The organism is Mesorhizobium sp. WSM4850, assembly GCF_055811735.1.
Genome location: NZ_JBVVPV010000024.1, coordinates 1 through 22,582 on the forward strand (window position 1 = coordinate 1; position 22,582 = coordinate 22,582).

General features: G+C 63.3%; 23 protein-coding genes. 7 read left to right on the forward strand and 16 right to left on the reverse strand.

The window, feature by feature from the left end:
- Positions 1 to 66: 66 nt before the first annotated feature.
- Complete coding sequence (locus tag AC0L2Z_RS21250) at positions 67 to 1,011, reverse strand: AraC family transcriptional regulator (protein ID WP_473629217.1); 945 nt, start codon at positions 1,009 to 1,011, stop codon at positions 67 to 69.
- A 92-nt stretch (positions 1,012 to 1,103) separates the two neighbouring features.
- Between AC0L2Z_RS21250 and AC0L2Z_RS21255 the strand changes: the two genes are divergently transcribed.
- The gene (locus AC0L2Z_RS21255) at positions 1,104 to 2,315 is read left to right on the forward strand and encodes an MFS transporter (RefSeq protein ID WP_473532073.1); all 1,212 of its coding nucleotides are present in this window, start codon (positions 1,104 to 1,106) and stop codon (positions 2,313 to 2,315) included.
- Positions 2,316 to 2,371: 56 nt separating this feature from the next.
- Here the strand turns inward: AC0L2Z_RS21255 and AC0L2Z_RS21260 are convergent, their stop codons facing one another.
- Entirely contained in the window at positions 2,372 to 2,944 is a 573-nt protein-coding gene (locus AC0L2Z_RS21260) for a TetR/AcrR family transcriptional regulator (RefSeq protein ID WP_287230199.1), read from the reverse strand.
- 100 nt (positions 2,945 to 3,044) lie between these two features.
- Here AC0L2Z_RS21260 and AC0L2Z_RS21265 point away from each other — a divergent pair, with 100 nt between their 5' ends.
- The gene (locus AC0L2Z_RS21265; RefSeq protein ID WP_473629218.1) at positions 3,045 to 3,953 is read left to right on the forward strand and encodes an SDR family oxidoreductase; all 909 of its coding nucleotides are present in this window, start codon (positions 3,045 to 3,047) and stop codon (positions 3,951 to 3,953) included.
- Between the two features lie 37 nt (positions 3,954 to 3,990).
- On the opposite strand, the gene AC0L2Z_RS21270 is transcribed toward AC0L2Z_RS21265, so the two are convergent.
- On the reverse strand, positions 3,991 to 4,338 hold the full coding sequence (locus AC0L2Z_RS21270; protein WP_287230195.1) for a GFA family protein: 348 nt from the start codon (positions 4,336 to 4,338) through the stop codon (positions 3,991 to 3,993).
- 130 nt (positions 4,339 to 4,468) lie between these two features.
- Between AC0L2Z_RS21270 and AC0L2Z_RS21275 the strand changes: the two genes are divergently transcribed.
- Together AC0L2Z_RS21275 and AC0L2Z_RS21280 are read left to right on the forward strand one after the other, a co-directional pair.
- Positions 4,469 to 5,764, forward strand: coding sequence for an amidase (locus AC0L2Z_RS21275; RefSeq protein WP_473629219.1), 1,296 nt, complete (start codon positions 4,469 to 4,471; stop codon positions 5,762 to 5,764).
- A gap of 163 nt (positions 5,765 to 5,927) precedes the next feature.
- On the forward strand, positions 5,928 to 6,074 hold the full coding sequence (locus AC0L2Z_RS21280) for a hypothetical protein (protein WP_473629220.1): 147 nt from the start codon (positions 5,928 to 5,930) through the stop codon (positions 6,072 to 6,074).
- A 133-nt stretch (positions 6,075 to 6,207) separates the two neighbouring features.
- Here the strand turns inward: AC0L2Z_RS21280 and AC0L2Z_RS21285 are convergent, their stop codons facing one another.
- The 4 genes from AC0L2Z_RS21285 to AC0L2Z_RS21300 all read right to left on the reverse strand — a co-directional run bounded on the left by AC0L2Z_RS21285 (position 6,208) and on the right by AC0L2Z_RS21300 (position 10,029).
- The gene (locus AC0L2Z_RS21285) at positions 6,208 to 7,188 is read right to left on the reverse strand and encodes a hydroxyacid dehydrogenase (RefSeq protein ID WP_473629221.1); all 981 of its coding nucleotides are present in this window, start codon (positions 7,186 to 7,188) and stop codon (positions 6,208 to 6,210) included.
- A 1-nt stretch (position 7,189) separates the two neighbouring features.
- Complete coding sequence (locus AC0L2Z_RS21290) at positions 7,190 to 7,906, reverse strand: FadR/GntR family transcriptional regulator (protein ID WP_128173445.1); 717 nt, start codon at positions 7,904 to 7,906, stop codon at positions 7,190 to 7,192.
- Between the two features lie 2 nt (positions 7,907 to 7,908).
- Complete coding sequence (locus AC0L2Z_RS21295; RefSeq protein ID WP_473629222.1) at positions 7,909 to 9,078, reverse strand: mandelate racemase/muconate lactonizing enzyme family protein; 1,170 nt, start codon at positions 9,076 to 9,078, stop codon at positions 7,909 to 7,911.
- 63 nt (positions 9,079 to 9,141) lie between these two features.
- Positions 9,142 to 10,029 (reverse strand): sugar phosphate isomerase/epimerase family protein, encoded by an 888-nt coding sequence (locus tag AC0L2Z_RS21300; protein ID WP_128173447.1) that lies wholly within the window; start codon positions 10,027 to 10,029, stop codon positions 9,142 to 9,144.
- A 394-nt stretch (positions 10,030 to 10,423) separates the two neighbouring features.
- Between AC0L2Z_RS21300 and AC0L2Z_RS21305 the strand changes: the two genes are divergently transcribed.
- The 3 genes from AC0L2Z_RS21305 to AC0L2Z_RS21315 all read left to right on the forward strand — a co-directional run bounded on the left by AC0L2Z_RS21305 (position 10,424) and on the right by AC0L2Z_RS21315 (position 13,706).
- A complete protein-coding gene (locus AC0L2Z_RS21305) occupies positions 10,424 to 11,479 on the forward strand; it encodes a sugar phosphate isomerase/epimerase family protein (RefSeq protein WP_287066992.1) in 1,056 nt (351 codons plus the stop codon).
- A gap of 152 nt (positions 11,480 to 11,631) precedes the next feature.
- Positions 11,632 to 12,819, forward strand: coding sequence for a Gfo/Idh/MocA family protein (locus AC0L2Z_RS21310; RefSeq protein ID WP_473629223.1), 1,188 nt, complete (start codon positions 11,632 to 11,634; stop codon positions 12,817 to 12,819).
- A 32-nt stretch (positions 12,820 to 12,851) separates the two neighbouring features.
- Positions 12,852 to 13,706 (forward strand): sugar phosphate isomerase/epimerase family protein, encoded by an 855-nt coding sequence (locus AC0L2Z_RS21315; RefSeq protein WP_473629224.1) that lies wholly within the window; start codon positions 12,852 to 12,854, stop codon positions 13,704 to 13,706.
- A gap of 15 nt (positions 13,707 to 13,721) precedes the next feature.
- Here AC0L2Z_RS21315 and phnE (AC0L2Z_RS21320) read toward each other — a convergent pair whose 3' ends face one another.
- From phnE (AC0L2Z_RS21320) to AC0L2Z_RS21360, 9 genes are all read right to left on the reverse strand, one after another.
- Complete coding sequence (gene phnE, locus AC0L2Z_RS21320; RefSeq protein ID WP_473629225.1) at positions 13,722 to 15,272, reverse strand: phosphonate ABC transporter, permease protein PhnE; 1,551 nt, start codon at positions 15,270 to 15,272, stop codon at positions 13,722 to 13,724.
- Positions 15,273 to 15,276: 4 nt separating this feature from the next.
- Positions 15,277 to 16,251, reverse strand: a complete 975-nt coding sequence (gene phnE, locus AC0L2Z_RS21325) for a phosphonate ABC transporter, permease protein PhnE (RefSeq protein ID WP_473629226.1) — start codon at positions 16,249 to 16,251, stop codon at positions 15,277 to 15,279.
- Positions 16,252 to 16,325: 74 nt separating this feature from the next.
- The gene (gene phnD / locus AC0L2Z_RS21330) at positions 16,326 to 17,234 is read right to left on the reverse strand and encodes a phosphonate ABC transporter substrate-binding protein (protein ID WP_473629227.1); all 909 of its coding nucleotides are present in this window, start codon (positions 17,232 to 17,234) and stop codon (positions 16,326 to 16,328) included.
- A gap of 162 nt (positions 17,235 to 17,396) precedes the next feature.
- Entirely contained in the window at positions 17,397 to 18,254 is an 858-nt protein-coding gene (phnC, locus tag AC0L2Z_RS21335; protein ID WP_473629228.1) for a phosphonate ABC transporter ATP-binding protein, read from the reverse strand.
- Positions 18,255 to 18,460: 206 nt separating this feature from the next.
- A complete protein-coding gene (locus AC0L2Z_RS21340; protein ID WP_473629229.1) occupies positions 18,461 to 19,081 on the reverse strand; it encodes a DapH/DapD/GlmU-related protein in 621 nt (206 codons plus the stop codon).
- Positions 19,078 to 19,785, reverse strand: a complete 708-nt coding sequence (phnL, locus tag AC0L2Z_RS21345; RefSeq protein WP_287325930.1) for a phosphonate C-P lyase system protein PhnL — start codon at positions 19,783 to 19,785, stop codon at positions 19,078 to 19,080. The genes AC0L2Z_RS21340 and phnL overlap by 4 nt, the downstream gene beginning before the upstream one ends.
- 2 nt (positions 19,786 to 19,787) lie before the next feature.
- Positions 19,788 to 20,564: a phosphonate C-P lyase system protein PhnK gene (phnK, locus tag AC0L2Z_RS21350; RefSeq protein ID WP_473629230.1), complete on the reverse strand. Its 777-nt coding sequence runs from the start codon at positions 20,562 to 20,564 to the stop codon at positions 19,788 to 19,790.
- A complete protein-coding gene (locus AC0L2Z_RS21355; RefSeq protein WP_473629231.1) occupies positions 20,561 to 21,472 on the reverse strand; it encodes an alpha-D-ribose 1-methylphosphonate 5-phosphate C-P-lyase PhnJ in 912 nt (303 codons plus the stop codon). The genes phnK and AC0L2Z_RS21355 overlap by 4 nt, the downstream gene beginning before the upstream one ends.
- Positions 21,469 to 22,581, reverse strand: a complete 1,113-nt coding sequence (locus AC0L2Z_RS21360) for a carbon-phosphorus lyase complex subunit (protein WP_473629232.1) — start codon at positions 22,579 to 22,581, stop codon at positions 21,469 to 21,471. The genes AC0L2Z_RS21355 and AC0L2Z_RS21360 overlap by 4 nt, the downstream gene beginning before the upstream one ends.
- Position 22,582: the final 1 nt, after the last annotated feature.

Sequence of the window (22,582 nt, forward strand, 5' to 3'; positions counted from 1 at the left end):
TTGTCGCTCTTGATCGCCCTGCTTCAACTTCGGTCGAAGTCGGTCGCCGCTTAGCGCCCGGATTGTTCACGGTCGACGAAAATGGCTGGGAGCCGATCCGATGACGCGCTTGAACGCCCGACTGAATGACGCGTCGGATTCATAGCCCAGGCGTGCGGCGACGACGGAAATCTTCAACCGGTCGCGGACCAGCCATTGCCGTGCCTGGTGCATTCTCACCTGGGTGACATATTTGGCCGGCGTTTCGCCGACGATCGTCGCGAAGCGCTCGGCGAAGCCCGACCGGGAGGCGCCCATCATCCTGGCCAGGGTCTCCACCGTCCAGTCGCGGTCCGGTTCAAGATGGATCGCGGCCAGCACGCGCCCGATCTCGCGATCCCTCACCGCGGCGATCCATCCGGACGAGTCGCCGCAGCCGCGCTCGACCCAGGAGCGGATGACGGTGGCGGCCAGCACATCGGCAAGCCGTGCCAGAATGCCGCCTGAGCCGACGCGCTCCATCGTCACTTCGCGGGCCATCGCCTCCAGCAGATGCGGAATGCCGGGCTCATAGGCCTCCAGTTCGTGCGCGCGCATCACGTCCGGCATCATGCCGAGCAATGGGTGCAAACCGTCGAGATTGAAATACATGCTGCCGAAAAACAGCAGCGTCCCCGGCCGGCGACCTTCATTGGACATGCAATAAACGTCCTTGCAGACCTCGGCGACCTTGTAGCCCTGGATCGGCGAAGCCTCAATGCCCGGGTCGCTCACCAGGACGTGTGCTGCGCCGCGCGGCAGCAGCACCGCGTCGCCCGCCTTGAGCTCGACCCATTCGCCGGACGGCTGCAGTAGCCAGCATCCCTTGCGGCCGATGAAATGAAACCGCGCCCCCGTCTGGGCCGGAAACTGGAGGCCCCAGGGCTCCTGCATTTCACAGCGGCCGTATTCGACGCCGTCGAGCCTTAACCCGCGCAATATGTCCGTCAGCGGATCACCCGTGATCGGAACTTTGGACGAATAGTCAAACATGATGGTGTTTTTAGCATGGAAACTCCAGTCGGTCACTCCCTATGTTGCACTGCAGCCAGATGTTGCGCTGCAACCAGATCGGAGATTCCATCATGACCGAACCTGCGACAGGCGTCATGGACGCCGTTCTCGATCCCGCGGAAACCGACGAACGAGCCGAGCCTGCGTGGGGGGCGGTCGTATCGCTCGCGCTCGGTGTGTTTGGGCTGGTGACCGCGGAATTCCTGCCCGCCAGCCTGCTGACGCCGCTGGCGCAAGACCTAGGCATATCGGAAGGCACTGCCGGCCAGGCGGTGACGGCAACCGCCGTCGTCGGCGCGATAGCCGCCCCGACCATGGCCATCGTCACCAGGCGGCTGGATCGCAGGCTGGTGATGTGGGCGCTGACGGTGCTGCTGATCCTGTCGAACCTGCTGGCGGCGTTTGCGTCCTCGCTTTCCATACTTCTGATCGCCCGCATCATGCTCGGGATCAGCCTCGGCGGCTTCTGGTCGATGTCGGCAGCCATGGCGATGCGGCTCGTTCCGATGCGGCTGATGCCACGCGCCATGTCGATCATTCTCACCGGCGTCTCGGTGGCGACCGTCTGCGCCGCCCCGGTCGGCGCCTATGTCGGTGACATCTGGGGATGGCGAACCGCCTTCATGATCGCGGCTGTTGTCGGCGCTCTGGCGCTGCTGGTGCAGATCGCCACCCTTCCGAAGCTGCCGCCGGCGGGCGTGGCAAGTGTTCGGACCTTGCTGGAGGTCATAAAGCGGCCGATGATCAGGGTTGCGCTTCTGGTGGTCCTGCTGGTCGCCTCGGGACACTTTGCCGGCTTCACCTATGTCCGCCCGTTTCTCGAGAAGGTGCCCGCGCTGGACATCGAGACGATCTCGCTTGTGCTGCTCGCCTACGGCATCGGTGGCTTCTTCGGCAATTTTGCCGGCGGGTTCATGGCTGAACGCAGCCTCAAGACCGCGGTGGGCCTGGCGCCACTGCTGATTGCGGTCGCAGCGCTTCTGCTGCTGACCATCGGCGCCTCGCCAGTCGTTGCGGCGATAGCGATTGCCGCCTGGGGCTTTGCCTTCGGCGCGGTCCCGGTCGGGCTGCAGACGTGGCTGGTGCGAGCCGCTCCCGACCAGGCAGAAAGCGCCGGCGGGCTGATGGTCGCCACATTCCAGGTGGCGATTGCACTGGGCGCGGTTTTCGGCGGCCTGCTGGTCGATAATGCCGGCGTTGCCAGCGCTTTCACCTATTGCGGGATCGCGACATTGCTGGCGGCCTTGGCGGCGTTCTTGCTCGGCCCGAGAAGCGCGACCTAAGCCATCTGTAGGTGCGTCCCACGTAGGACGCCTCCAAGAAATGGCCCGAAAATCGGTTACGGTTTTCGGGCCGTGGCGATTGCGACGACGAAACGGCCCAGACTGTCTTCGACATAGGATGCAACTTCGACTTTCGGGTCGAAACTCCACCAAAGCAGCGAACCTTGCCAGTGCGATGCCATCAGCAGGCCGATGTCTGACGGCGTGTTGGCGACCGAAGCAAAGCAAGAGTCGAGGATGCTGCACAGAGAGGCCTTCCACGACGCCCCGCGCGCGCGAAGCACCGGATCGCGCAGATCTTCGCGCAGGACGAGCAGGCCCTCGGCATAGGATTCGATGCCGCCATAGTCCCGCGATAGCGCCACCAGCAACTCGATCGCGCCAGCAGGGGTTCTCTGTATCGTGTCTGCGAGCCTTGTCGTCTTCTCGTCCAGCCTGTCCCAAGCCTGCAGCAAGGTTTTTTGCCTGAGCGTAGCCTTGTTCTTGAAACGCTGCACCAGGGTCGAGCCGGAAAGTCCGCAAGCTTTGGACAGCCGTTCGAATGTGAGGCTCTCCGGGCCATGGTTGTGGATCAGCCGGTGCGCCGCTTCCAGAACGTGCTCGTCGGACTGCGTTTTTTGCCGAGGCATCTTGACATCCATTTATAACCGAATGATCATTTATATATTACGGCTTTGCAGAATGCCAGCGTTTGGTCAGGGCGTTGATAGGTCGAGTCTGGAGAGTTCAATGTCGCTTGCGGGAAAAGTCGCTTTGGTCGCTGGCGCAACGCGCGGTGCGGGGAGAGGCATTGCGGTCGAACTGGGTGTCGCCGGCGCGACGGTCTACGTCACCGGGCGGACAACGCGCACGCATCAGTCCGAATACGCCCGCCCGGAAACCATCGAGGAAACGGCCGAGCTTGTTTCAGCGCAAGGCGGCCATGGCATCGCTGTGCAAGTCGATCATCTGGTTGCCGAAGACGTGTGCAAGCTGGTCGACCGGATACGTGCCGAGCAGGGCCGCCTCGATGTGCTGGTCAACGACATCTGGGGCGGCGAGAAACTGTTCGAATGGAACAAGCCGGTCTGGGAGCATGATCTCACGAATGGTTTGCGCATGCTGCGGCTGGGCATCGACACGCATCTGATCACCGCGCATTACGCGCTGCCGCTTTTGATTGAGCGCCCGGGCGGGCTGCTTGTCGAAGTCACCGATGGCACAGCCGAGTATAATGCAGACCACTATCGGCTTTCGCCGTTCTACGACCTCGCCAAAGTGTCGGTGACCCGCATGGCCTGGGCCCATGCCCAGGACCTTGCCCCGCACGGCGCCACCTCGATTTCGCTGACACCCGGCTGGCTGCGTTCGGAAATGATGTTGGAAGCGTTTGGGGTGACCGAGGATAACTGGCGTGATGCGAAAGCGAAAGTGCCGCATTTCGTCATTTCCGAGACCCCGCGTTTTATCGGGCGCGCAGTGGCGGCGCTTGCTGCGGATCCGGACCGTTCGCGCTGGAACGGGCAGTCGCTGTCGAGTGGCGGGCTGGCGCAGGTCTACGGCTTTACCGATCTCGACGGCTCGCGGCCCGCCGCGTGGCGCTACGTTCCGGAAGTTGAGAATGCCGGCATGCCAGCAGATGCGACGGGGTACCGTTAGACCACTCGAACGCTGGGAGCCGGCAATAGTTTCGGTTTCAGGCCGCGCGGCCGTCGAAGTCGAGAACCGGCACAGCGGCGAGGTCCAATCCGTCGATGCAATGGATGTTGACGTAGGCGCTTCGCTCGCTCCCTTCGCTGACGTCCTCGGCGAAAGGATGGATGCTGCAGGTCCGGCAGAACCGGTGGGCAATGACATGATTGCCAAAAGTGTATTTGCCAAGATCGTCGCCCCAGGCAAGCACCCGCAATGCCTCGTGCGGCACCGCCCATAGCAACGCGCCCTTGCGTGAGCAGATCGAGCAATTGCATCGCACGGCGCGGGTCAGATCGCCTTCGACCTCGAAGGCGATCTTGCCGCAGTGGCAGCTGCCTTTGTAGAGCATCGGTGTTCTTCCCTTCCATATTCCTGGCGTTTGGCAGGCGTACAAAAATCGCCCGCGCCGGATTAATTCTTGGCGCATGCGCTCGCATTGCCCTTAAGACGTTCGACACGTCCGGAGTCCGACACCGAAAATGCAATCAGCCCGCGATCGCCTCGAAGCCGTCCTTTCACGTCTCGCCGTTCGCGCCGACAATGAAAGCGTGTTTGTAAAACTCTATCCGGAAGCCGCGCGAGCAGCAGCCGACGCCGCCGATGCCAGGCGCAGAGCCGGCGTGACGCTCGGGCCGCTGGACGGCACAATTCTGTCGATCAAGGACCTGTTCGATGTCGCCGGCGAGCCGACCACGGCCGGTTCGTTGTTGCTCAGCACCGCGGCGCCGGCGCTGCGGGATGCCGTCATCGTGCGGCGGCTGCGGCAAGCGGGCGCGGTCATCCTCGGCAAGACCAACATGACCGAATTCGCCTTCACCGCGATCGGCGTCAACCCGCATTACGGCACGCCCGGCAATGCGACCGACGCCAGCCGGATCGCGGGTGGCTCATCCTCCGGCGCTGGTGTTTCCGTTGCCGAAGGCACCAGCGAGATCTCGATAGGTTCCGACACCGGCGGTTCGGTGCGTATTCCGGCGGCGCTGAACGGTGTCGTCGGCTTCAAGCCGACGGCGCGGCACGTGTTCCGCGATGGAGTTTTCCCGCTGTCCGACACGCTCGACTCCATCGGCCCGCTTGCGCGCACCGTCGCCGGATGTGCGGCAGCCGATGCGGTGATGGCGGGCGACGATTTCGCGGCACTTGTTCCGCTTTCGCTTGCCGGACTGCGCATCGGCTTTCCCTACGGCGTGCTCTTCGAGGATACGGAAGAAGAGGTCGCGGCGGCGCTCGAGCGATGTGCTCGCAAGCTGGAACGCGCCGGTGCACGCCTTGCCGGTCTGTCCATCGATGACCTCCTTGCCGATTTGCGCGCGGCAACCGGGCGGGCCTCGATCGCGGCAATGGAGGGCGCCGCCGTCCATGCAGATTGGCTGGCAGAAGGTGCGGCGACGCCGGTCGATCCGCGGGTGAGCGAGCCGTTGTCGCGCGCTGCTGCCGTTCCGGCCACGGCCTATATCAGGGCAATCCGCCGCCGCACGGCGCTTGTCGCCGCCATGGACGAGCGGCTGGCGTCTGTCGATGTGCTGGCCCTGCCGACCACGCCGGTCACCGCGCCGACCATCGTCTCGATGACCAGCGACGAAGCTCTGTGTGAGCGCACGGAAGGCCTTCTGCTGCGCAACACGCAGGTCGCCAACCAGTTCGACCTCTGCGCGATCTCGCTGCCGATGCCGGGAATGGCGCGCCCGGCAGGGCTGATGCTGGTGGCGCGCAACGGCGACGACCACCGTCTGCTGCGCATCGCGGCGGGAGTCGAGGCACTGCTTGGCCGTTGAAGATGTGAAAAAATTATTGCGACGAACAGTGGCCGCGTTCGCTGTCCCTGGACGCGCGTTCGATACCGGTCGCGACCAGCCATGGCAGTTGTATTGCTTGCCGTTGAGGGTCTGGGTTCGGTTCTCGATTGAGCCAACAACGACGACCTTGCCGGCGTAGAGCTTGTCCGAAAGATCGAGCGCCTTGTCCTGCTGCGGCAATTCCTCGATGTCGATCGACACGCCCTTGATGATCGTGCCCGTGGCAAGATCGAGCGCGCTGTTCGACGGACAGGGCGCCATCACGCACCGCAGGCCGTTGTCGCAATAGACATAACTGCTGTCGGCCGCAGCGACCGAGGGCAGGGCGCAGATCGAAACGATCGCAACAAGCAGCGGCGCGCGGCGAAAAACGAGCATAGGGTGCAGCGTCGTGCAGGAATTGGGCGAAACGGCGGTAGCGCTTACGCGTCGGCCGGGAACCGCCGCCGGTAGTGCTCGACCACTTCGGGATTGCGCAGGTTGACCGGCAATTTGTTGGCCAGCACCAGCAAGGTTTCATCAGCCGAACCGACCCCCATGCGCATCATCGACTGCTCGGTGATGCCGGCCATATGCGGCGTGACAATGACATTGTCGAAGCCGAAATAGGGGTGATTGGGCGGTAGCGGCTGCGTCGCAAAGACATCGAGCGCGGCACCGCCGATACGGTCATTCTGCAGCGCTTCGATCAGCGCCTCGTCGTCGATCACCGGCCCGCGCGAAATATTGATCAGCAGCGCGTGCGGCTTCATTCGGCCGATGCGCCCGCGGTTGATCAGCCCGCGCGTCTCCGCTGTCAGCGGGCAGCACAGAACGATGATGTCGCTCTGCTCGACCAGCGCATCGATCGACAGGAACCCGACGCTGTCCGGCGCCGGCCTCATGCTGCGCGTCGTCGCCACCACGTTCAGCTCGAAACCATGCGCCGCGATGTGGCCGACTGCCTGTCCGATGGCGCCGAAGCCGACAATGCCGATCGTCTTGCCGGCGAGCTCGCTGGCGAGAATGGTGTGATCGCGGCCGGCCAGCCAGCCCTTCGCCCGCAAGTCGCGGTCGACCATGCGGAAGCGCCGCAGCAGTGCCAGCGCCGCGAACATCACGTATTCGGCGACCGAGCGCGCATTGACCGCCGGCACGTTTGCCACCAGCACGCCAGCCGCCGTGGCGGCTTCCATGGGAACCATGTCGAGCCCGGCGCCGTGGCGGATTGCCGCCCGGAGCTTCGTCGCCCCTTCGAAAAGCGCTGCTGGCAGCGGCGCGCGAACGATGATGATATCGGCGTCCCTCGCCTCAGTCGCCAGCGTGTCGGCATCAAGGGCTGAGGCGACGACGAGTTCGCCGGCGCCGGTCAACATGGCGGAGGCGCGCGGGTGCAGCGTGTGTGTCGTCAAGATCTTAGGCATGTCAGACCGGTTCGAGCGCTGGGCTGTGAGGTTCTGCCCTGCCGCCCTCGATCAGGCCTTTCCAATAGCTTTCCGCGCCTTGCAGATGGGCGCTCATCAGCGCCTGGGCGAGGTTGCCGTCGCGGCGCAGCAGCGCCTCGTAGATCTGGATGTGCTCGGCATGCGAGCGCATGCTGCGTTCGGGATCGTTGAAGTAGATCGGCAGGCGTTGCTCGCCCATCAAGTAATAGAGGCTGCATATGTTGTGAAAAACGCTGTTCTTGGTTGCCCGCACGATCTCAAGGTGAAATTCGCGGTCCTCCTTGGCGAGGCCCTCGCCCGCCGCAATGCGGTCTTCCGAAGCTTTCAGGATTTCGCGCAGCCGCTCGAAATTTTCCTCGGTGGCGCGCGAGCAGGCAAGCTCGGCAGCCTTAATCTCGTGGATCTTGCGCAACTCGACGGTCTCGTAGATCTGGATCGGATCGAGCGGCAGGCCGGCCTTGGCAAAAAGCGCCATCGCTTCGACGCTGGCCTGCTTGGTGTCGATGTAGATGCCGGACTTGGCTCGGCGCTCGACGATGCGCATGGCTTCGAGGATGGCCAGCGCCTCGCGGATCTGGCCGCGGCTGACGGCGAAATGCTCCGCCAGTTCACGCTCCGACGGCGTTCGGCCGGTCGCCTTGTCGGAGTGCGAGAACAGATAGGCGGCGAGTTCCGCGAGAAGGTTCTTTTCTTTCATGATCAGCCGCGTAGCGCGTGCGCCTCCAGGAACCGTTCCGAAAGGGTGAATCCCAGTCCAGGCTTCTCGGGGATCGCTATCATACCGTCCTTTGCTTCGACAGTCTCCTCGATCAGATCGTGGATCATCGGATTGGCGCCGAGCGAATATTCGATGGTAAAGCTGGCCGGCGAAGCAGCGCAGACATGCAGCCCGGCAAAGAAGCAAGGCGCACCGGCCCACAGATGCGGCGCGAAGCGCAGATTGAAGGCGCTGGCGATGGTGCCGATCTTCATCGCCTCGCTGATGCCGCCGCAGAAGGCGGGGTCAGGCTGGAAGATGTCGGCAGCCTTGAGTGTGGCGAGGTCGCGGAAGGCATAGCGCGTCGCTTCGCTCTCTCCGGTGGCGATCGGGATGGAGCCGGACGCCCGCACTTCGGCCATCCCAGGCTTGTCGTCGGCGATGACCGGCTCCTCGAACCAGGCCAGATCGAGATCGCCGGCGAGATGGATGAAGCGTTTGGCTTCCGCCACCGTATAGGTGCCGTGCGCATCGACCATCAGGTCGACTTCGGGGCCGAGCGCCTGTCTTGCGGCGCGGACGCGGGCGGCGGAATTGTGCGGAGCGCCGTCCATCGCGCCGATCCGCATCTTCAGCGCCTTGAAGCCGCCCTTGGCGATATAGGATTTCAACTGCTCGCCGATTGCCTCGGTGGAGGCCCAGCCGCCGGAAGCATAGGCCGGCATGCGGTCAAGCTTGCGGCCGCCGAGCAGCCGCCAGACCGGAAGCCCCAGCGACTTGCCCAGAATATCCCACAATGCGATATCGACGGCGCTGATCGCGGCGATGCTGATGCCGCGCCGCGCCAATTGCGGCATGGCGTGGCCGTTTTGCGCGGCGCTGTCGTGGCGCACGCCATTGTAGAGCATCTCCCAGATCACCCCGATGTCGGCCGGATCGCAGCCGATCAGCTGCGGGCCGACCTCGTGGTTCAGCATGTGGACGAGGGCGCCATAGCTGCCGGTGCTGCCGGCGGCATTCTTGCCTTCGCCCCAGCCGACCAGCCCATCGGCGGTCTCGATACGCAGGATTGCGGCGTCGAACGTCGTCACCTGACCGAAGTCGCTGCGGTGCTGCCGCGCGGCTTCGATCGGTATGCGGACCCACCAGGCTTGGACCGTCTTAATGCGCATGTTCTTCCTCTGCCTTGCCGCCGTTAGGGGCCGCCGTCGGAAAGGCTCGTTTCCAGAGATCGATTACTTGATCAGCGGCAGCAGCGTTTCGGCGGTGATGCGCATCTGGTCGGTGTAGAATTTTTCCGTGAGCACGCTGGAACCGTGGTCCTGGATGAATTTGAGCTGCTCCGGCGAGATGTCGACCGGGTTGCGTTCGACCATGTCGGGATAGGGAGCAGCCGGCGTGCGGTCGACAGGGGCGACGAACTCGTTGGTCAACGCCCCGTCGTAACCGACTTCTTTCAGGGTGCCGACGATCTTCGGCCAGTCGATCTGTCCGAGACCGGCGGCGAAGCGGTTGTTGTCAGCGACGTGGAAATCGAACAGGCGGTTTCCGACCTGCCGGATGGCATCGTAGACGTTGAACTCCTCCATGTGGAGGTGATAGGCGTCAAGGCAGACACCGCATTCGGGGCTGACCGCATCGGCCAGCGCCAGTGCCTGGGCGCCGCGGTTGAACAGGTAGGTCTCGAAGCGGTTGAGCGGCTCGACCGCGATCTTGACGCCCACTTTCCTGGCATGGGTAAAGCATTCCCTGGTGGCGTCGACCACCCATTTCCATTCCTCTTCCTCGGTGCCGTCCGGCACCACCTTGCCGACGGTGGCGGGAACGAGCGTGATGATCTCGCCGTCGAGTTCGCTGACCATCGTCAGCACCTCCTTGACGTACTGCACCGAGCGCTCGCGTTGGCCCTGGTCCCTGGCGGCGAGATTGCGCTCGCCCAGCATCAGCGTCACCGCTCCCCAGCAGCGAATGCCGTGCTCCTTCAAAAGCGCGCGCGTCTCGTTGGTCTTGTATTGCGCGGGCTCGCCGGAAATCTCGATCGACTCATAGCCGAATTTCTTGATGCGCTTGAGCGTCGTTTCCAGCGGTTCCGCCCGCATCCAGTTGTGCGTCGAAAGATGCATGGTCTGTCCTTCCCAGAATTCGCCTGTAACAATTCGCCTGCGACGCACCCCAGATTGCGTTGCATGGTTCCTCCCCAAGGCGCTCCAGCATTCCTCGTAACTGGTTCGACCAATTGGGCGTGAAAAGAGGTCTACAGCAATTTCATCTGGACGGCAAGAAATCCTGCAAGGCAGCCCCGGCCCATGATTATTTCTTTGATTAAACTGGCATATTTGTCCGCTGCCCGGCAATTTGCGCAGCGCTGGTTGTGCGTGGCAGCGCTTGACCAAATGAGCATATTTGGTAATACCAGAATAGCGGTGCGCACTAGCGCCTGTCGAGAAAAGACCAAAGAGGCTGGCCCTGCTTTCAATCGGCGCTATGCTTGGTCGTGGATAATGAGGGAGGATGCCGATGCCGTCGACAATGAAAGGTCCTGGGCTGTTTCTGGCGCAGTTCGCGGGCGATGCCGCACCGTTCAATTCGCTGCCGTCGATCACCAGATGGGCGGCCGGGCTGGGCTACAAGGGCGTGCAGATCCCGACCTGGGACAGCCGGCTGTTCGACCTCGAGAAAGCGGCGTCTTCCCAGGCCTATTGCGACGAGGTGAAGGGCATCTGCAGCGATGCCGGCGTCGAGATCACCGAGCTGTCGACGCATTTGCAGGGGCAGTTGGTGGCGGTGCATCCGGCCTATGACGCGCAGTTCGACGGCTTCGCACCGCCTGCGGTGCACAACAATCCGAAGGCCAGGCAGCAATGGGCGGTCGAACAGATGAAGTTCGGCGCCAAGGCTTCCAAGAACCTCGGGCTCAAGGCGTCGGTGTCGTTTTGTGGAGCGTTGGCTTTTCCCTACCTTTATCCGTGGCCGCAACGGCCGGCGGGATTGATCGAGGAAGCGTTTTCCGAACTGGGAAAGCGCTGGAAACCGATCCTCGACGTCTATGAGGACAATGGCGTCGATGTTGGCTACGAGATCCATCCGGGCGAGGACGTCTTCGACGGTGCGACATTCGAGATGTTCCTTGACGCGGTCGGCGGCCACAAGCGCTGCAATATCAATTACGACCCGTCGCATTTCCTGCTGCAGCAACTCGACTATCTCGAATTCATCGACATTTATCACGAGCGGATCAAGGCCTTCCACGCCAAGGATGCCGAGTTCAATCCGACCGGCCGGCAAGGCGTCTATTCCGGTTATCAGAGCTGGACGAACCGGGCCGGGCGTTTCCGCTCACTCGGCGACGGCCAAGTGGATTTCGGCGGCATCTTTTCCAAGCTCGCCCAATACGACTACGATTCGTGGGCGGTTCTGGAATGGGAGTGCTGCCTGAAGCACCCCGAGGATGGCGCGGCCGAAGGCGCGCCCTTCATCCAGCATCACATCATCAGGGTGACGGAAAAGGCATTCGACGACTTCGCCGGCAGCGCGACCGATAAAAAGGTGCTGCGCGCCATGATGGGAATCTAGCACTTTTTCCCCTCCCCCTTGAGGGGAGGGTGGCCCGAAGGGCCGGGTGGGGTCGGTTCATGCCGCGCTCCACGCCCGGCGACCCCACCCCGACGCTACGCGTCGACCCTCCCCGCAAGGGGGAGGGCAAGCAACAACGAGGGAGAAAAATCATGGTCGGCGCATCGAAGTCGGAAACGGGAGGCGGCCCGATCCGCTACGGCATGGTCGGCGGCGGGCAAGGCGCCTTCATCGGCGCGGTGCACCGGATTGCGGCGCGCATGGACAATGAGTTCGTGCTGGTCGCCGGTGCCCTGTCATCCGACCCGGCGCGTGCCAAGGCCTCGGCCGAGGAGCTTGGGCTCGATCCGGCGCGCAGCTACGGCTCGTTCGCCGAGATGGCCAAGGCCGAGGCCAAGCGGCCGGACGGCATCGAGGCGGTGGCCATCGTCACGCCAAACAATGTGCATGTGCCGGCGGCGAAGGCGTTTCTCGAAGCCGGCATCCACGTCATTTGCGACAAGCCGCTGGCGACGACATTGGCGGAAGCGAAGAAGCTGGCGGCACTGGTCGAAAAGACCGGCAAGGTCTTTGTCCTCACCCACAACTACACCGCCTATCCGATGGTGCGGCAGGCGCGCGAGATGGTGGCCAAGGGGCAGCTCGGCGACATTCGCATCGTGCAGTCGGAATATCCGCAGGACTGGCTGACCGAGGATCTTGCCGCCACCGGCCAGAAGCAGGCAGCGTGGCGCTCGGATCCCAAACAGGCCGGCGCCGGTGGGGCGCTGGGCGACATCGGCACGCATGCCTATAATCTGGCACGCTTCGTCTGCGGGCTCGAGCTCGATGCGCTTTCCGCCGATCTCGACGCCTTCGTGCCGGGGCGGCAGCTCGACGACAATGTCAACGTCATGCTGCGCTTCAAGCCGGTCGGCAAGTCGCACCCTGCCAAGGGCATGTTGTGGGCAAGCCAGGTGGCGCCCGGCCACGAGAACGGGCTGAAGCTGCGGATATACGGCTCGAAGGGCGGGCTTGAATGGGTGCAGGCCGACCCGAACTATCTCTGGTACACGCCGTTCGGCCAGCCGAAGCAGTTGATCACTCGAAGTGGCGCCGGCGCGCTGCCCGTCGCCGGGCGCGTCAGCCGCGTTCCGTCAGGCCATCCGGAAGGCTATCTCGAAGGCTTCGCCAACATCTACCAGGAGGCGGCCCGCGCCATCCGCGCGGCGCGCCGGAAGGGTGGCAAGCCGGCTAAGGACGTTATCTTCCCGACCATCCAGGACGGTGTCGAAGGCATGGCCTTCATCGAGGCCTGCGTGAAGTCGTCCAAGAAGAACGCAGCCTGGACGAAGCTTTAGAAAACACCGGAAATCATGAGGAGGGGGCGTCGATGAAAATCGGCATGTGCATGTTTTTGTGGACGACGGCCGTGTCGAAGAAACACGAGCCGCTGCTCAGGGATATCAAGGCGACCGGATTCGACGGCGTCGAGATCCCGATCTTTGCCGGCACGCCGGACGACTACAAGAAGCTCGGTGCGCTGCTCGACCGCATCGGGCTGGAGCGCACCGCCGTCTCGGCGATGGGCGATCCGTCGATGAATTTGATCTCGGCCGATGCTTCAACGCGCAAGGCCGGCATCGACTATATGAAATGGGCGATCGACTGCACACAAGCGCTTGGCGCCAAAACGCTGAGCGGCCCGCTGCATTCGACGCTCGGCGCCTTCTCCGGCAGTGGGCCGACGGCGGCGGAGAAAAAGCGCTCCGTCGCCTCGCAACGCGCCATCGGCGATCATGCCGGCAACAAGAACGTCACCATCGGGCTGGAGGCGCTAAACCGCTTCGAATGCTATCTGCTCAACACGATGGACGATCTGTCGGAGCATGTCGACGCAATCGACCGGCCGCACATAAAGGCGATGTACGACACTTTCCACGCCAATATCGAAGAGACCGACACGATCGGCGCCTATACGCGCAACCGCAAAAATGTCGTCCATATCCATATTTCGGAGAATGATCGCGGCGTGCCGGGGCGCGGCCACATTCCGTGGCAAGAGACGTTTTCGGCCATCCGCAAGAGCGGCTATGACGACTGGCTGACGATCGAGGCCTTCGGCCGCTCGCTGAAAGATTTGGCGGCGGCTACCAAGGTCTGGCGCGATTTTTCGGAATGCCCGGAAGCCGTCTACCGCGACGGCTACAAGCACATCAAGAGCGGCTGGAAAAAGGCTGGTGCCTAGGATGCAGCCTTCCTCTCAGGCGATCTGAGCTGCCGGCGGCCGGGCGGAAACGCGCCGCTCATCATTGCTGTTTGCGACAGTCCCCATCAGCTTGCGGCGGAGATAGCTGGAGATGCTGTCGAAGATGAAAACGACAAGCAGAATCAGCAGAACCATGTAGAAAACATTGGCCCAGTTGGTGTTGGTGCGCATGGCCTCCCACAATTTCAGGCCGATGCCGCCGGCGCCGACAGCGCCTATGATCGTCGCTGACCGGGTGTTCGATTCCCAGAAATAGAGGGATTGGCTGAGGAATACCGGCAGAACCTGGGGCAGCACGCCGTAGCGCTGCACCATTGCCGGCGTGGCGCCAACCGAGCGGATGCCCTCGCGCTGCTTGTCGTCGATGTTCTCCAGCGCCTCGGAATAAAGTTTGCCCAAGGTTCCGGTGTCGGTGAAGAAGATCGCCGACATGCCGGCCAGCGGCCCAGGACCAAAGCCGCGCGTAAAAAACAGCGCCCAGATCAGCATGTCGACCGAGCGCAGGAAATCGAAGAAGCGCTTTGTCACCTGGTTGGCTATCCGGCTCGGCGTGACGTTGCGCGCAGCCAGGAAGGCGAGCGGAAAGGCGACGATCGAGGCCAGCACGGTGCCGACGAAAGCCATGACGATGGTCTGCAAGAGTTTCAGCCAGACGTCGCCGTGCTGCCACTCGGCGTTGTTCAAAATGTTGTCCCAGGCGAGCGCCGCGTTTGACCGCCACGGGTCGATGCGAGCCCCGGAGACGATCAGTGAAGCGATCTCGCTGAACGGCTTTCCCCAGAATGGCGAGTTCGTGTCGAACACGAAATTGGCCCAGCCGAAGAAACGTCGCCAGGCGACCACCTCGTCGTTCTGCACCTCGGCGCGGCCGAGAAATCCCAACGAGACATAGGCTGTCGAGCCTGGCCTGCGTTGCTCGATCCAGTCAGGCAGCGGTGTGCGCGGTGTCACAGAACTGCGCTTGGCGATGTCGAAGACGACGCTTTCGGCGCCGCGCGTCACGGTGACGAGGTTTGGCGTGACGGCGATCTGGCCATTGCCAAGGGTGACGGTCGCCGCCACGACGGCGTTTTCACGCACCGTTTCAGGCACCGCAGGAGCGGATTGGCCCGACGGGGCGGCCGGGGTCTCGGCAGTTGGCGCACCAGGCGCCATGAACGAATCCTGCGACGACTTGTTGGTCGCGATCGCCGGTGCCGGCGCTGCCTCGACCTGCCGCTCGATGACGGCCATCTGCTTGGCCACCCAGTCGGGATCTGGATTGGATCCCAGCTTGGAGAAGCGGGAGTAGTCGATCGTCAGATGATTGTCCTTGAATTCGATGTCGGGCCGGATTTCGTAAGACACCCAGTCGGCGAGATACGCGCCGGCAAGGTTCCAGTTCGCCTTTTCGACAACGCTGGCGACCGAGAAGAACCACGAACAATAGAAGGTGTAGAGAATGCAAAGAAGCATGCCGATCGGAGTGGCATAGCGCTTCCACAGCGAGCGCCGGAAAGCGTCCGGGTGGCGAGCGGCGATGTCGTTGATGGCATCGGCATTCATCGCTTTACTCTCCGCGCCCGTATGCGAACGCCTGCCGGCCGACAAGACGATGTCTTAGCCATGCCGAAAGCTGGTCGACGGCGACAATCGTGCAGAACAGCAGGAAGACGATGGCGATGGTCTTGGCCTCATGGCCCCGGCCGATCGAAAGACGCAGGGATTCGCCGATACCGCCGGCGCCGACGGCGCCAAGTATGGTCGAAGCGCGCACATTGATCTCGAAGCGGAGCAGGAAATAGCTGATGAAGTTTGGCAGGACCTGGGGCACGATGCCAAACCACACCCGCTCGACCCAATTGGCGCCCACGGCGCGCAAGCCTTCTTCAGGTTTCATGTCGGCATTTTCGACGACTTCGAAGAACATTTTGCCGAGCGCGCCGACGGTATGGATGCTGACCGCAATGATCGCAGGAATCGGTCCTAACGAGAAAATCGCCAGGAAAAAGCCGGCAATGACAATTTCCGGAAAGGCGCGGACGATTTCAAGGAAGCGGCGCGTAGCGAAACGGAGCCAGCGGCTGGCCGTGATATTGCCTGCAGCGAAGAAGCAGAGCAGGAAGCCGAATGTGGCGCCCACCAGCGTCGAAAACAGGGCGATGTTCAGCGTCTCGATCATCCGGTGGAAATACTCCGGAATGTAGATGCTCTGGGTCAGGTAGGCCCGGCCTTCCGGGTAATCGAACTTGAGGCTGCCGTCGTCATAGGGGGACGGCAGGTCGAACAGCGCGCGCACCGGATCGAACCAGTCGCGCGGCTTCAACTCGGCGAAAAAGTCGGCGACGTAGGGAAGGCGATCGAAGAACTTTCCGGCGTTGGTTTCGTTGGCGAACCAGAGCGAGCCAGAGAGTGCAAGAAACAGGAAAACCAGGCCGCCGATCGTGTAAAGGCGCCGGCGGGCGGCAAGATCGCGCCAGTGCCGCTCGACGGTGGCTCCCTCCGGTGAAAGCGCGGGCGCGCGGTAAACGTCGGTCGCACTCATCGATAGATCCCCGGCCTCTGATGCGGCAACGCCGCCGGCGGCACGTGGCCCCGGCGGCGTTGTGGCAGTCTGCTTTACGAGCCGATCTTCGCCTTACGGGCGTCGATAATCGGCTGGTAGAATTCCGGGGTAACTGGCGAATAGCCCTTGTAATCGCCGCCTTGAATTGCCGAGAAACAGGCCGGATCGGTTTCCGGGAGCTTGGTCAGGAAGTCGGTGATCTTCTGCCTGGTGTCGGCGTCGATCGAAGTACGCAATACCAGCGGGCCGTTCGGGATCAGCGGCGACTGCCACAATTCGACGAGGTCGTCCATCTTGAGGACGCCCTTGTCGACCATCTTGCGCAGATTGCCCGAGCTGTAGCCGTCGTTGAAGTCGCCGACGCCGGAGGCCCAGGTGGTGCCGGCATCGAACGTGCCCTTCAGGACTTCAAGGACAAGCTGTTCATGGCCGCCGCCGAAACCGGTCGACGCGAAGTAGCTCTTCACATCCATGCCGATGTCCTTGGGCAGTGACGTGACCGGGATCAGGTAACCAGAAGTCGAATCGGGATCGGCGAAACCGAGCTTCTTGCCCTTCATGTCGGCGAGCGTCTTGATGCCGGAATCAGCACGCGCGACCATGACCGCACGGTAGCCGGTCGAACCGTCGGTCTGGATCGTCGTCAGGACCGGTTGAACCGCGTCCTTGTTTTCGAGATAAACCTTGGCGTAAGCGGAAGCGCCGAGCTCGGCAAAGTCGAGCGTGCCGCCGAGCAGGCCCTGGATGACGCCGTCGTAGTCAGCGGCCGGGAACAGCGAAACTTTTTCCACGCCGAGGACTTGCTTGATGTGGTCGGCGAAGCACTGGTAGTTGCGCAGGCGGTCGGCTTCGTTCTCGCCGCCCAGAATGCCGACGCGGAATTCCTTCAGGTCCTGTGCCTGGACCGCGCCCATCGCCATGGCGAGGATGGAAACGGCACCGAAAAGTATTTTTCTAAACATTTCGCGTCTCTCCTGTTGGTTCCGGCGTCGCGCCGGAAGCGTTCGAATATTGACGGCGCCTTTTTATGCCCGGCCTTGATGCGGACTGGTGGTCCAGGCGCTCATTCCCCGTCTGCTTTCGTATACTCGTATACCGGTATCCACTTGCCGGGATCGTTGGAGCTAGTAGCCGGGAAATGCCGGCTCTAGCGGTCCGGCGGATGCGGCGATCTTTTGCTTGATGGCGACACTGGTCGAGGTGATCGCCTCGGAGATTTCGCCGCCATTGCTGTCGGCGCCGTAGACCATGCGCACGGCCTCGCGGTTGAGCTCTTCGGGCGGTCCGTCGAACACCACCTTGCCGGCGGCCATGCCGATGATGCGGTCGCAATAGGTGCGCGCGGTATCCAGCGTGTGCAGATTGGTGACCACGGTGAGGCCCTCGCGCAGATTGATGTCCTGCAGCGAATCCATCACCACCTTGGCGTTGAGCGGGTCGAGCGAGGCGATCGGCTCGTCGGCGAGGATGACTTTCGGCTGCTGCATCATGGCACGGGCAATCGCAACGCGCTGCTGCTGGCCGCCGGACAAGGTGCCGGCCGGCTGCAGCGCCGTGCGGGCGATGTCGAGACGTTCGAGCGCGGCGATCGCCTCGGCCCGTTCCTCGCGGGAGAAGACACCGAGCAGATTGACAACGGTCGAACGGTGATTGAGCCGGCCGAGCAGCACGTTGGTCAGCACGTCAAGGCGCGGCACCAGGTTGAATTGCTGAAAGATCATGGCGCAGTCGCGCTGCCAGCGCCTGAGCAGCGAGCCGCGCAGGCTGGAGACTTCGGCGCCGTCAAAGAAAATCGAGCCCTGGCTGGGATCGATGAGGCGGTTAATCATGCGCAAAAGCGTCGACTTGCCGGCGCCCGAGCGGCCGATGATGCCGACCATCTGGCCGTGAGGGATCGAGATGTCGACATTGCTGACGGCGGTGTTCCTGCCAAACCGACGGGTGACGCCGCGGATTTCGAGCGTGGCTGAGGCTGCTGACATAGGCAAGTTCCAGTCCAGTCGCGTTTCGAAGGTCTGTTAACCTTGGCTAGCGCAGCCGCGTGAAACCGCGGTGTCGGATTGATGTCAGTTTTGTTACCGTCCACAGGCTGGAAAGGGCGAGCCAGCGGCCGCAGTTCGATCAAGTGAATGGTGAATGGTGAATGGTGATAAGAACGGCTTCCCTGCCGCCATTCACTATTGACCATTCACCAACTGCCGTATTTTTCCAGAAATGCTTCCGCCGAAAGCGCGCGAAAATCGTCGAGTGCGGCGCGCAGGCGGGCGTGGTCCCAATCCCACCAGGCAAGTGCCTGATAGCGTTCCGCCGTGCGGCGGTCGAAGCGTTCGCGGATCGGTTTGGCCGGCACGCCGCCGACGATGGTGTAGGGCGCGACGTCCTTCGACACCACGGCGCCGGCGCCGACCGTCGCACCATCGCCGACGCTGACGCCGGGCAGGATGGTCGAGCCGTGGCCAAGCCAGGTGTCGTGGCCGATGGTGGCCCGTTTGGCGCGGCGCTGCGCAAAGAATTCGCTCTCGTGCTCGGCGTCGTCCCAATAGTCAGAGGCGCGATAGGTGAAGTGGTGCAGCGTCGGCCGCCAGGTCGGATGGTTGGTGGCGTTGATGCGCACACTGGCGGCGATGTTGGCGAATTTGCCGATCGTCGCGCACCAGGCGCTGCAGTCCCGCATCATGTAGGAATAGTCACCGAGCGTACTTTCCGAAAGCCGGCAGCGTTCGGCGATCTCGGTCCAGCGGCCGAGCATCGAGTTGTCGACTTCCGCCGTTTCGTGGACCAGCGGCGTTTCCGACAGTTTTCTGGTCATGCGGCGATTTTCCCGGCGGCAAAAGCGGTCACGTCGATGACGCGGTCGGCCACTGCCTCGCGCACGTCGTGATCGTGGAAGATGCCAAGCAGGGCGACGCCGGCCGCCTTTTTGGCCGCGATCAGCGCAATCACCACGTCACGGTTGCTGGCGTCGAGCGAGGCTGTCGGCTCGTCGAGCAGCAGGATCGGGTGCTCGGTGATGAAGCCGCGCGCGATGTTGACGCGCTGTTGTTCGCCGCCGGAAAAGGTCGCCGGCGGCAGCATCCAGAGCTTTTCCGGCAGGTTGAGCTGCGCCAGCAAGGCGCGCGCCTTGCTGCGCGCAACCTCACGGTCCTCGCCGCGTTCGACCAGCGGTTCGGCGACGACATCCAGCGCCGAGACGCGCGGCACTGTGCGCAGGAACTGGCTGACATAGCCGATCGTGAGGCGGCGCACGGCAAGAACCGTGCGCGGACTGGCCGTCGCCAGATCGATGAGCCCGTCCCCGTGCTGGACAATAATCTGGCCTGCATCGACAGCGTAGTTGCCGTAGAGCATCTTCAGGATCGAACTCTTGCCGGCGCCGGAGGGGCCGCCGAGCACGGCGCATTCGCCGCTCCTGATCGAGAACGACACGCCGGCGACGACCGGCAGTTTGATGCCGTCACGCAGATGCATGGTGAAGCTCTTGGCGACATCGGAGACGACGAGCGGGGTAGCCATTATCACACCTGCAGAATGGAAGAAACGAGAAGCTGGGTGTAGGGCGCGCGGGGATCGTCAAGCACGCGGTCGGTGAGGCCGCTTTCGACGACGCGGCCGTCCTTCATCACCATCATGCGTTGCGACAGCAGACGCGCCACCGCAAGGTCGTGGGTGACGACGATCGCCGCGAGACCGAGATCGGTGACCAGGCCGCGCAACAGGTCGAGCAGGCGCGCCTGCACCGAGACGTCGAGGCCGCCGGTCGGCTCGTCCATGAACACCAGCCGCGGCCCGGTGACGAGGTTGCGGGCGATCTGCAGGCGCTGGCGCATGCCGCCGGAAAAGGCGCGCGGTTCGTCGTCGATACGGTCCTCGTCGATCTCTACGCGCGACAGCCAGTCGACGGCGGTAGCGCGGATTTTCCCATAGTGGCGGTCGCCGACCGCCATCAGCCGCTCGCCGACATTGGCGCCGGCCGACACCGTCATGCGCAGCCCGTCGGCGGGGTTCTGGTGGACAAAACCCCAGTCGGTGCGCATCAGGAAGCGGCGCTCGGCCTCGCTCATGCGGTAAAGCTCGCGAAACTGGCCGTCGCGCATGCGGTAGCTGGCGGTGCCGGAACTCGGCAGCAATCTGGTCGACAGGCAGTTGAGCAGCGTCGTCTTGCCGGATCCGGATTCGCCGACCACTGCCAGCACCTCGCCCGGCCACAGGTCGAAGCTGACGTTCTCGTAACCTATGCGCGAACCGTAGAACTTGGACAGCGCGGAGACGCGCAGCAGCCGCTCGTCGCTCATTGCGCCGGCTCCGTTTTTTCCAGGGCAGGAGGGGTTTCAGGCGCAAGGTGGCCGCGATGGCCTTGCTCGCGCCGCTTCTCGCAATGGTCGGCATCAGAGCAGACGAACATGTGGCCGCCATGGTCGTCGAGGATGACCTCGTCGAGATAGACGTTTTCGGCCGCGCACAGTGCGCAGGGCTGGTCGAAGGTCTGCACCTCGAACGGATGGTCCTCGAAGTCGAGGCTGACTACGTCGGTAAAAGGCGGCAGCGCATAGATGCGCTTTTCGCGGCCGGCACCAAACAGTTGCAGAGCCGGCGAACGGTGCATTTTCGGGTTATCGAACTTCGGCGTCGGCGACGGGTCCATCACATAGCGACCCTCGACCTTGACCGGGTAGGCATAGGTGGTGGCGATGCGACCGTGTCTGGCGATGTCTTCGTAGAGTTTTACATGCATGAGGCCGTATTCCTCCAGCGCATGCATTTTGCGCGTTTCCGTCTCGCGCGGCTCGAGGAAGCGCAGCGGCTCGGGAATCGGCACCTGATAGACCAGCACCTGGCCTGCGGTCAGCGGGTGCTCGGGGATGCGGTGGCGGGTCTGGATGATGGTCGCCTTCGCCGTGTCGGTGGTGACGGCGACATTTGCGACCTTCTTGAAGAAGGCGCGGATCGAAACCGCATTGGTGGTATCGTCGGCGCCCTGGTCGATGACCTTCAGCACATCGTCGGGGCCGATGATCGAGGCGGTAACCTGGACGCCACCGGTGCCCCAGCCATAGGGCATCGGCATTTCGCGTGAGGCGAACGGCACCTGATAGCCGGGAATGGCGATGCCCTTGAGGATCGCGCGGCGGATCATCCGCTTGGTCTGCTCGTCGAGATAGGCGAAGTTGTAGGTTGCGATATCGGTCGGTTGTGCGGTCATTCCGCGGCCTCCCTTTTTTCTTCGACCTTGCCGGCATTCTCGCGGGCGTCGTGCTCGGCGCGCATGCGGCGCACCAGGTCGAGCTCGGCCTGGAAGTCGACATAGTGCGGCAGCTTGAGGTGCTCGACGAAGCCGGTCGCCTGGACATTGTCGGAGTGCGAGATGACGAATTCCTCGTCCTGGGCAGCGGCGACGACATCTTCGCCGAATTCGGTTGCACGAAGCGCGCGGTCGCAGAGCGCCATGGCCATTGCCTTGCGCTCGCTCTGGCCGAAGACGAGGCCGTAGCCGCGGGTGAATTGCGGCGGCGCCTTGGCGGAGCCCTTGAACTGGTTGACCATCTGGCACTCGGTGACACGCGCAGTACCCAGCGGTACGGCGAATGGCAGCTCCGGCACGTCGAGTTCCAGCTCGACCTCGCCGATGCGAACCTCGCCGACGAACGGATGGTTGCGGGCATAGCCGCGCTGAGTGGAATAGCCGAGCGCCAGCAAAAAACCCTCGTCGCCGCGTGACAGCGCCTGCAGGCGGATGTCGCGCGCCATCGGGAATTCCAGCGGCTCGCGGGTGATGTCGCCCGGGATATGGTCCTGCGGCATGTCGCCGTCGGGCTCGATCAGGCCTTCGCGGGCGAGGATGGCGGAGACACGCGGCATGGCGTCCGCGTCGCTGGCGCGCTGCAGCGGCTCGGCGACGTCGCCGCCGGCGGCGAGTTCGGGATCGAGCAGCCGGTGGGTGTAGTCGAAGGTCGGGCCGAGAAGCTGGCCGCCGGGAAGATCCTTGTAGGTCGCCGACACGCGCCGCTCGACCAGCATCGCCCCGGTGTCGATCGCCCTGGTGTAGCCGAAGCGCGGCAGCGTGGTGCGATAGGCGCGAACCAGGAAGATCGCCTCGATCATGTCGCCGCGCGCCTGAACGATGGCCAGCGCCGCCAATTCACGGTCGTAGAGCGAACCTTCGCTCATCACCCGGTCGACGCCGAGCGCCAGCTGCTCGACGATCTGGTCGAGGCGAAGCGCCGACACGGAACGGTCGCCGCGGCGGCGGTCGGCGAGAAGGGCGTGGGCGTTGGCAATAGCCGCTTCACCGCCTTTTACTGCGACATACATA